Raw genomic sequence first — 8,836 nt, 5'->3', positions numbered from 1 at the left:
GTCCAGGTGGGCTCGGCGAGCGGCGCGTCCGGCTCGACGGGCTCGCGGCCGGTCTCCCGGGGCTCGCGCGCCTCGGGCACGCCGTGCACGTCGTCGGAGGCGAAGCGGTCGCGCGGCGGCGCCTCGGTGAGCTCGCGCGGCTCGGGGTAGCGGAACCAGACGTCGCGCAGCTCGACCTCGCCGCGCACCGTGGCCGGGTCGAGCGCCACGGCGCCGGGACGCTCGGTGATCGCGGGCTCGAGGTCGAGGTACTCGAAGATCCGGCGGAACAGCGCCAGCGACGTCTGCACGTCGAGCGAGACGCGCATCAGCTGCAGCAGCGGCATCTGCAGCCGCGCCTGGAGCGTCGTGAACGCGACGAGCGTGCCCGCCGTCAGCCCGGCGCCCGAGCCGCCGGTGAGCATCAGCCCGGCCAGCAGGTAGACGAGCGCCGGCGTGACGGCGAAGAACGTCTGCATCACCGCGAAGAAGGTGCGGCCGGTCATCGCGGCCTGCACCTGCAGGCGCGTCTGGCGGCGGTTCTCGCCGCGGTAGCGCTCGACCTCGGACTCCGAGCGGTTGAACACCTTGGCGAGCAGGATGCCCGAGACGCTCAGCGCCTCCTCGGTGATCGCGCTCATCTCCGACAGCGACTCCTGCGTGCGTCGCGCGACGCGCTGCCGGCGGCGTCCGACGTGCACCTGCACGTAGACGAACACCGGCATCAGCACGAGCGCGAGGATCGTCAGCTGCCACGACAGGATCACCATCGAGACGAACGCCGCGATGACGGTGACGGAGTTCTGCAGGATCGTCGTGGCGGTGTCGGTGAGGACGGTGCGCACGCCGCTGACGTCGTTGGCCAGGCGCGACTGGATGACCCCGGTCTTGGTGCCGGTGAAGAACGCCAGCTCCATCTTCTGCAGGTGCGCGAACAGGTCGCCGCGCAGGTCGGCCATCGCCGAGTTGCCGATCGTCGACGTCAGCCAGTTCTGCGTGATGCCGATGCCCGCGGTGACGACGGGGATCGCGATCATCCCGCCGACGAGCCAGGCGAGCAGGTCCAGGCGCGGCGCACCGCCGTCGGGGCGGAACAGGGCGTCGTCGAAGACCGCCCGGGTGAGGAACGGGACGAGGGACGTCAGCGCGGCCGAGATGACCACCGCCACCCCGACGAGCACCATCTTGGTCTTGTACGGCGCCAGCATCCGCATGATCCGGGGGATGACGGGAGCGCGGTCGTCCGCCTGCGGTGCGTCGGCGGGAGTGGTCACGCCTCCGAGGGTAGGCCGTCTCAGTCGGCGCGCGCGGTTCGTGCGACGACCTCCGTGATCGGGGTCGCGGGGTGACCGGTGAGGGTGGCGACGTCGTCGCTCACGTCGGCGAGCTCGCCGTCGGCGATGGCGGTGTAGGTGCTGATCCAGGCGTCGACGAGCCAGTCGGGTGCGTCGTAGCCCGAGCGGCTGGCGCGGGCCTGGTCCATCGTCTCGTCGACGTAGGTGTGCGGGCGGCCGGTGACGTCGGTGAGGATCGCGGCCACCTCGTCGAACGTCAGGGCCTCGGGGCCCGTGAGGTCGTAGGTGCGTCCGGCGTGCGCGCGGGGGTCCTGCAGCACGGCCGCGGCGACGTCGGCGACGTCGTCCTGGGCGACCGCGGCCACCCGTCCGTCACGCGCCGGGCCGCGGAGGGCGCCGTCGTCTCCGGCCCAGGCCGGCAGCATCTCGGCGTAGAAGTTGTCGCGCAGGAACGTCCACTCCAGGCCCGACGCGCGCAGGACGTCCTCGGTGGCGCCGTGGTCGCGTCCGAGCAGGAAGCCCGACGTGGCCGACGCGCCGACGAACGACAGGTAGACCACCTGTCGGACGCCCGCCTCGGCCGCGGACTCCACGAACGTCCGGTGCTCGCCGATGCGGTCGTCGGACTCGTGCGCCGAGACCATGAGGACGGTGTCGACGCCGACGAGGGCGTCGCGGACGGCGCCGGCGTCGCCGTAGGTGGCGACGACGACCTCGGCCCCGGGCAGCTCGGGCGCACGTGAGGCGTCGCGCACGACGAGGCGCTGCGGGACGCCCGCGGCGGCGAGACGGCGGGCGACCCCACCGCCGATCGCACCGGAGGCGCCGGTGACGGCGACGAGGGACGTGGGAGTGCTCACGTCTACGCAACACCGACCAGCGTGCCGCTGATTCCCCCGATACGTTCGACGCATGCGTGTACTCGTGGCCGGTGCGTCCGGATTCGTCGGCAAGCGGCTGTGCCCGGCCCTCGAGGAGGCCGGCCACGAGGTGGTCGCGATGACGCGCCACCCCGACTCGTACACGGGCGTCGGCAAGGCCACCTACGGCGACGTCCACGACCACGACTCGCTGCCCGCGGCCCTCGAAGGATGCACCGCCGCCTACTACCTGGTGCACTCGCTCGGCGACGAGGACTTCGAGCGCCTCGACGCCGAGGCCGCGAAGGCCTTCTCCAAGGCGGCCAAGGACGGCGGCCTGGAGCAGATCATCTACCTCGGCGGTCTCGGCGACGACGCCGACGACCTGTCGGCGCACCTGCGCAGCCGCCGCCAGGTCGAGGAGCTGCTCGGCACCGACGGCGTCCCCGTCACCAGCCTGCGCGCCGGCATCGTCGTCGGGCACGGCGGCATCTCGTGGGAGATGACGCGCCAGCTCGTCGAGCACCTGCCCGCGATGATCACGCCGCGGTGGGTGCGCACCCGCACCCAGCCGATCGCCGTCGACGACGTCGTCCGCTACCTGGTGGGCGTCCTCGGCAACGAGGAGGCCAAGGGGCGCGGGCTCGACGTCGGTGGCACCGAGGTGCTCGAGTACGTCGAGATGATGCGCCGCGTCGCACAGATCGAGGGGCGCAAGATGCTCGTCGTCCCGGTGCCGCTGCTGACGCCCAGCCTGTCGTCGCACTGGCTGTCGCTCGTCACCAGCGTCGACACCCAGACCGGGCGCTCGCTGATCGACTCCATGTCCAACGAGGTGGTCGTCCGCGACGACTCGATCCGTCGCATCGTCCCGTTCGAGCCGATGGACTACGACCAGGCCGTGCTCACCGCGCTCGGGGAACGGGCGCGCGAGGTCAGGGGCGCGTCGTGAGCGGGCGGCTGCGTCGGGCGCTCAAGGCCCGCCGCGAGAAGATCCTCGGCATCGTCCCGCGCGACCTGTCGTACATGGTGCCGCGCGACCACTGGCAGGACGACCGCGAGTTCCGTCACCGCCGCAAGGTCGTGACCGGCGTCAGCGTCGCCGGTGCGGGACTGCTGGGCGTCTCGCTGTCGACCAAGCCGGCGTCCACGGAGTTCTACGGCCTGACGCTCGCCGTCGCCGCCACCTGGACGGCCGGCGCTCTGGGCTCGGGTCCGCTCCACCTCGGGTGGATCGAGTACCGCGACAGCAGCGTGCGTCGTCCGGTGATCGTGCCGGTCGCGACGGGCGTCGCGGCGTTCGGCTTCTTCTACGCCTCCGCGCTGGTGTGCCGGCAGATCCCGGTGCTCGACCGCGCCATCTCCAAGGTGCTGGCCTACGCCGACCAGGGCAGCGGGCCGCTCGTCACGCTGACGACGTTCGCCAACGGCGCCGCCGAGGAGGTCTTCTTCCGCGGGGCGCTCTACGCGGCGGTCGGCCAGGACCACCCGGTGCTCAAGTCGACCGCGGTCTACACGCTCGCCACCGCGGCCACCCGCAACCCCGCGCTCGTCCTCGCGGGCGGGTTCATGGGCGGGCTGTTCGCGCTGCAGCGGCGCGCCACCGGTGGCATCCAGGCGCCGCTGCTCACCCACCTCACCTGGTCCGGGCTGATGCTGCGCTACCTCCCGCCGCTGTTCCGCGACGACGGCGAGACCCACGTGCACGGCGACAGCCAGGGCACCGCCTGACGTTCTGCCCCTGGCGGACGCGGCTTGCCGCGGCCGCGCCCGTCGGCGTGTGCTGTGCGCATGGCTGACGTGCTCGTCCTCGGTGGTACCGCGTGGCTCGGACGCGAGGTGGCCCGCGCCGCCGTCGCGCGGGGTGACGCCGTCACGTGCCTGGCACGCGGGTCGGCCGGCTACCCCGACGGCGTGACGCAGGTCGTCGCCGACCGCTCGCGCGCGGACGCGTACGCCGCGGTGGCGTCGCGCGACTGGGACGCGGTGGTGGACGTCGCTCGTCAGCCTGGCCAGGTGGCGTCGGCCGTCGAGGCGCTGGGGGAGCGGGTGGCGCACTGGACGCTCGTGTCGACGTGCTCGGTGTACGCCGACGCGTCGACCGCGGGGGCCGACGAGTCGGCCGAGGTGCTGGCGCCGTTCGACGGAGACGAGGCGCCGCTCGAGGAGTACGGCGCGGCGAAGGCGCGGTGCGAGCAGCTGGTCGCCGACGCGCTGGGTTCGCGGGCGTTGGTGGCGCGATCCGGGCTGATCGGCGGACCGGGCGACCCCACCGACCGCTTCGGCTACTGGGTGTCGCGCCTCGCCCTGGCCGGCGACGAGCCGGTGCTCGTCCCCGACGTCCCGGACCTGCCGACGCAGACCGCCGACGTCCGCGACCTCGCGTCCTGGCTGGCCTCCGCCGCCTCGGACGGGGTGACGGGAGTGGTCGACGCCGTCGCGCCCGTGACGCCGTTCGGCGAGGTGCTGGACGCGGCGGCGCGCGTCGCGGGGTCCACGGGGCGGCGCGTGGCGGCGTCCCCGTCCTGGCTCGTCGACCACGAGGTGCAGCCCTGGATGGGCGAGCGCTCCCTCCCGCTGTGGCTCCCGTCCGGCATGGAGGGCATGTGCGGCCGGTCGGGGCAGCGGGCGAGGGACGCGGGCTGGTCGTGCCGCCCGCTCGCCGAGACCCTCACCGACACCCTGGCGTGGGAGCAGGACCAGGGCCTGACCCGCCCCCGAGCAGCCGGCCTCACCCGCCCCGACGAGCTCACCCTCCTGGAGCGACTGCCCTGAGTCGCCGAGATACGGGTTCTGCACCACGCGAGCGCCTTCGGTGGTGCAGAACCCGTATCTCGCGGACGGATTCGGCCTGTGGACAGCCGTTTCGAGGTGCCGATCGGCGGCAGCGTGGTCGGATGCCCGCGCCCACTCCTGTCCCAGTCGAGCTGAGGGACCGCCCGTTCACCCTCGCCGAGGCGCGGGCGGCCGGGTTGAGCTCGCGAGTCCTGAACGGTCGGCGGTTCGTCCCGCTGCTCCGCGGGGTCCACGCCCCCGCCGACCTCGAGCCCACCCGTGACGTCATGACGGACGCGGGGTTCCTGGCGCTGCCGGCCGAGGCCATCGCTTCGCACGGAACCGCCGGACACCTCCTGGGACTTCCGGTCCCGACGACGACGCGTCCTTCGTTCTGGGTGCCGCAGTCCAGGAACGGGCTGGAGCTGGCGGGCGTCGACCTGCACCGGTACAAGGAGCGGCCGCCGTCGATGATCGTGGACGGCCGCCCGGTCACGACGGTCGGCAAGACGTTCGTCGACCTCGCCGTCCTGCTCTGCCTGTGGGACCTCGTCGCCGTCGGTGACGCCGCGGTGCGGCGCAGGCTGATCGAGCTCGCGGCCCTGCGGCTGCGCTGTCGCGAGCCCCGTCGCCGCTGGATCCGACGCGCACGGTGGGCGGCGAGCCTCGTGCGCGAGGGTGTCGACTCCCGCGCCGAGACGCTGCTGCGGCTGCTGCTGGTGTTCGCCGACCTGCCCGAACCCGTCGTCGGACGGCCGGCCTTCGACGCCGCCGGCAACTGGCTCGCGACGCCCGACCTCAGCTACCCCGAGCTCAAGATCGCCATCGAGTACGACGGCCGCCACCACGCCGACGACCGCCGGCAGTGGGCCCGCGACGTCCTGCGGGTCGAGGGCATGGCCGCCGACGGGTGGATCGTCATCGTGGTGGTCGCCGACCACCTGTTCCGCCACCCCGACGCCGTCGTCGACCGCGTCCACCACGCGCTGATCACCCGCGGTGCGGTCGGCGTCCCGCGCTACCCGCACCAGAACTGGCGCCGCCACCTCCTCGCCACGCAGTCCTGACGTCTGCCGACACCGTCGAGATACGGGTTCTGCACCAAGATCTCGCTCTGCGTGGTGCAGAACCCGTATCTCGCGGACTCCCCCGGGGGCGTCAGCGGTGGAAGGTGCGGAGGCGGAGGGAGTTGGAGACGACGAAGACCGACGAGAGGGCCATGGCGGCTCCCGCGATGAGGGGGTTGAGCAGGCCGAGGGCGGCGAGGGGGATGGCGGCGACGTTGTAGCCGAAGGCCCACACGAGGTTCTGCCTGATCGTGCGCAGGGTGGTGCGCGAGAGCTCGACGGCGTCCGCGACGAGCGCCAGGTCGCCGCCCGCGATCGTCAGGTCGGAGGCCTCGATCGCCGCGTCGGTGCCCGTGCCCATCGCGATGCCGAGGTCGGACGCGGCCAGCGCCGCGGCGTCGTTCACGCCGTCGCCGACCATCGCCACGACGCGTCCCTGCGCCTGCAGCCGGCGGACGACGTCGACCTTCTCGTCGGGCAGCACCTCGGCCACCACCTCGTCGATGCCCACCTCGGACGCCACCTGCTCGGCGACGCTGCGGCGGTCACCGGTCAGCAGCACGGGGCTCAGGCCGAGCGCGCGCAGCCGGCGGACGGCGTCGGCCGCGCCGTCCTTGACGACGTCGGCGACGAGCAGCACACCGCGCACCTCGCCGTCCCACGCGACCCACACGGGCGTCGCGTCGGCCTCGGCGTCGACGGCCGCGACCAGCTCGGCGGGCAGCGGGGCCACCTCGGCCACCCAGGTGCCGCGACCGGCGACGACGTCACGCCCGCCCACGCGTCCGCGCACCCCGCGTCCAGCCTCGGACGCGAAGCCCTCCACGACGTCCACCGCACCCGCGGCGCGGACGATCGCCGCCCCCACCGGGTGCTCGGACGCCGCCTCGACGGCCGCGGTCACCGCCAGCAGCTCGTCCTCGGCGACCCCGGACGCCACCACCCGCCGCAGCGTCATCTCGCCGCGGGTCACGGTGCCGGTCTTGTCGAGGACGACGGTGTCGACGCCGAGCGCCGACTCCAGCACCTGGGGCCCCTTGACCAGGACGCCCAGCTGCGCGCCGCGTCCGGTGCCGGCGAGCAGCGCGGTCGGCGTGGCCAGCCCGAGCGCGCACGGGCACGCGATGATCAGGACGGCGACCGCGGCCGTGAAGGCCCCGGACGCGCCGAGCCCCAGCAGCAGCCACGCGGCCAGCGTCGCGGCGGCGACGACCAGCACCACCGGCACGAACACCGCGGACGTGCGGTCGGCCAGTCGCTGGACGTCGGCCTTGCCGCTCTGCGCCTGCTCGACGAGCCGTGCGAGCCCGGCCAGGCGGGTGTCCTCGCCCACCGCGGACGCACGGACGACGAGTCGTCCGCCGGCGTTGACGGTGCCCCCGGTGACGTCGGACCCCCGCGTCACCTCGACGGGCACCGACTCGCCCGTGAGCATCGACTCGTCCACGGCCGACGCACCCTCGACGACGGTGCCGTCGGTGGCGATCTTCTCGCCCGGACGGACCACGAAGTGCTCGCCGACGGCCAGCGCCGACAGCGGGACGGTCACGGTGCCGCCGTCGCGGACGACGGTCACCTCCTTGGCGCCGAGGTCGAGCAGGGCGCGCACAGCCGCACCCGCCTGCCGCTTGGCGCGGTTCTCCAGCGTGCGCCCGAGCAGCAGGAACACCGTGACGGCCGAGGCGACCTCGAGGTAGATCTCGTGCTGCCCCGACGCGAACCACGACCACTCCATGGTCATCCCGGGCTCGCCGGCGTCGCCCACGAACAGCGCCCAGAGCGACCACCCGAACGCCGCGACGACGCCGATCGAGATCAGCGTGTCCATCGACGACGACCCGTGGCGCGCCGCGAGCACGGCGGCGCGGTGGAACGGCCACGCGCCCCACACCGCGACGGGCGCGGCGAGCGTCAGCACCAGCCACTGCCAGTTCTCGAACTGCAGCGGCGGCACCATCGAGAGCACCACCACCGGCACGGCCAGCAGGGCCGAGACGACGAGGCGCTGTCGCATCGCGTCGTCCGCGCCCTCGTCGTCGGTCATGTGGTCGTGCCCGGCGGGCTCCTCGGTGCCCGGACGCCGCGCCAGCGTGGCCCCGTACCCGGTGGCCTCGACGGTCTGCACGATCTCGTCCGCGGACACCGAGTCCGGCGCCTCGACGTGGGCCTTCTCGGTGGCGAAGTTGACGCTGGCGGTCACGCCGTCGAGCTTGTTGAGCTTCTTCTCGACGCGGGCCGCGCACGACGCGCACGTCATGCCCTGGACCTCGAGGTCGTAGCTGGTGCTCACGACGCCGCCAGCAGGTAGTCGCCCGCCTCGTCGAGCGCGGCGGCGACGTCGGCGTCGGCGAGGGGTGCCTCGCTGCTCACCCGGACCGTCGACGTGCCGCCGGCGACCAGCGCGACCTCGACGGAGGTGACGCCGGGCAGGTCGCCGACCTCCTCGGTGACGGCGCGGGCGCAGTGCTCGCAGGTCATCCCGGTGACGGCGTAGGTGCTCTCCACGGCTTGTCCTCTCATGACCGGACCAGCCGCGCGATCGCGTCGCTGGCCTCCTTGACCTTCGCGTCGGCCTCCTCGCCGCCGGCGGCGACGGCGTGCGCGACGCAGTGCGACAGGTGCTCCTCGAGCAGCTTCAGCGCGACGGACTCCAGCGCCCGCGTCGTCGCGGACACCTGGGTGAGGACGTCGATGCAGTACGTCTCCTCGTCGACCATCCGGTGGATGCCGCGCACCTGGCCCTCGATGCGACGCAGCCGCGTCAGCAGCGCCTTCTTGTCCTGCGACTCCACGTACCCGACGGCCTGCTCCATGCCTCGAACATACCCATGGGGGGTATCGCTTTCAAACCGAGGGGGAG

The 8,836-nt window shown here is 73.4% G+C and carries 9 protein-coding genes; 4 read left to right on the top strand and 5 right to left on the bottom strand.

Annotation, left to right across the window (positions count from 1 at the left end):
• Together ACI6PP_RS16645 and ACI6PP_RS16640 are read right to left on the bottom strand one after the other, a co-directional pair.
• Positions 1–1,253: ABC transporter ATP-binding protein (locus ACI6PP_RS16645; RefSeq protein WP_421112734.1), on the bottom strand; the 1,253-nt coding region annotated here is incomplete at its 3' end.
• 20 nt (positions 1,254–1,273) lie between these two features.
• Positions 1,274–2,134, bottom strand: a complete 861-nt coding sequence (locus ACI6PP_RS16640; RefSeq protein WP_421112733.1) for an SDR family oxidoreductase — start codon at positions 2,132–2,134, stop codon at positions 1,274–1,276.
• Positions 2,135–2,186: 52 nt separating this feature from the next.
• Here ACI6PP_RS16640 and ACI6PP_RS16635 point away from each other — a divergent pair, with 52 nt between their 5' ends.
• From ACI6PP_RS16635 to ACI6PP_RS16620, 4 genes are all read left to right on the top strand, one after another.
• Positions 2,187–3,086 carry an NAD(P)H-binding protein gene (locus ACI6PP_RS16635; protein ID WP_421112732.1) on the top strand — a complete coding sequence of 300 codons (900 nt, stop codon included), beginning with the start codon at positions 2,187–2,189 and terminating at the stop codon, positions 3,084–3,086.
• The gene (locus ACI6PP_RS16630; protein ID WP_421112731.1) at positions 3,083–3,865 is read left to right on the top strand and encodes a CPBP family intramembrane glutamic endopeptidase; all 783 of its coding nucleotides are present in this window, start codon (positions 3,083–3,085) and stop codon (positions 3,863–3,865) included. The genes ACI6PP_RS16635 and ACI6PP_RS16630 overlap by 4 nt, the downstream gene beginning before the upstream one ends.
• A gap of 60 nt (positions 3,866–3,925) precedes the next feature.
• Positions 3,926–4,909 carry an NAD-dependent epimerase/dehydratase family protein gene (locus ACI6PP_RS16625; RefSeq protein WP_421112730.1) on the top strand — a complete coding sequence of 328 codons (984 nt, stop codon included), beginning with the start codon at positions 3,926–3,928 and terminating at the stop codon, positions 4,907–4,909.
• A 122-nt stretch (positions 4,910–5,031) separates the two neighbouring features.
• Positions 5,032–5,976, top strand: coding sequence for a hypothetical protein (locus ACI6PP_RS16620; protein ID WP_421112729.1), 945 nt, complete (start codon positions 5,032–5,034; stop codon positions 5,974–5,976).
• Between the two features lie 91 nt (positions 5,977–6,067).
• Here the strand turns inward: ACI6PP_RS16620 and ACI6PP_RS16615 are convergent, their stop codons facing one another.
• Genes ACI6PP_RS16615 through ACI6PP_RS16605 form a run of 3 tightly spaced genes read right to left on the bottom strand, consistent with a single transcriptional unit; the run spans position 6,068 to position 8,789 of the window.
• Entirely contained in the window at positions 6,068–8,233 is a 2,166-nt protein-coding gene (locus ACI6PP_RS16615; RefSeq protein ID WP_421112735.1) for a heavy metal translocating P-type ATPase, read from the bottom strand.
• Between the two features lie 29 nt (positions 8,234–8,262).
• Positions 8,263–8,481 carry a heavy-metal-associated domain-containing protein gene (locus ACI6PP_RS16610; RefSeq protein ID WP_421112728.1) on the bottom strand — a complete coding sequence of 73 codons (219 nt, stop codon included), beginning with the start codon at positions 8,479–8,481 and terminating at the stop codon, positions 8,263–8,265.
• 11 nt (positions 8,482–8,492) lie between these two features.
• Positions 8,493–8,789: a metal-sensitive transcriptional regulator gene (locus tag ACI6PP_RS16605; RefSeq protein ID WP_421112727.1), complete on the bottom strand. Its 297-nt coding sequence runs from the start codon at positions 8,787–8,789 to the stop codon at positions 8,493–8,495.
• Positions 8,790–8,836 lie beyond the last annotated feature (47 nt).

The organism is Solicola agrisoli, assembly GCF_049059935.1.
In the GTDB taxonomy this organism is placed as follows: domain Bacteria; phylum Actinomycetota; class Actinomycetes; order Propionibacteriales; family Nocardioidaceae; genus JAURVT01.
The sequence above is the reverse complement of the archived record's forward strand: the minus strand, read 5'-3'. Positions and strand labels throughout refer to the sequence as shown.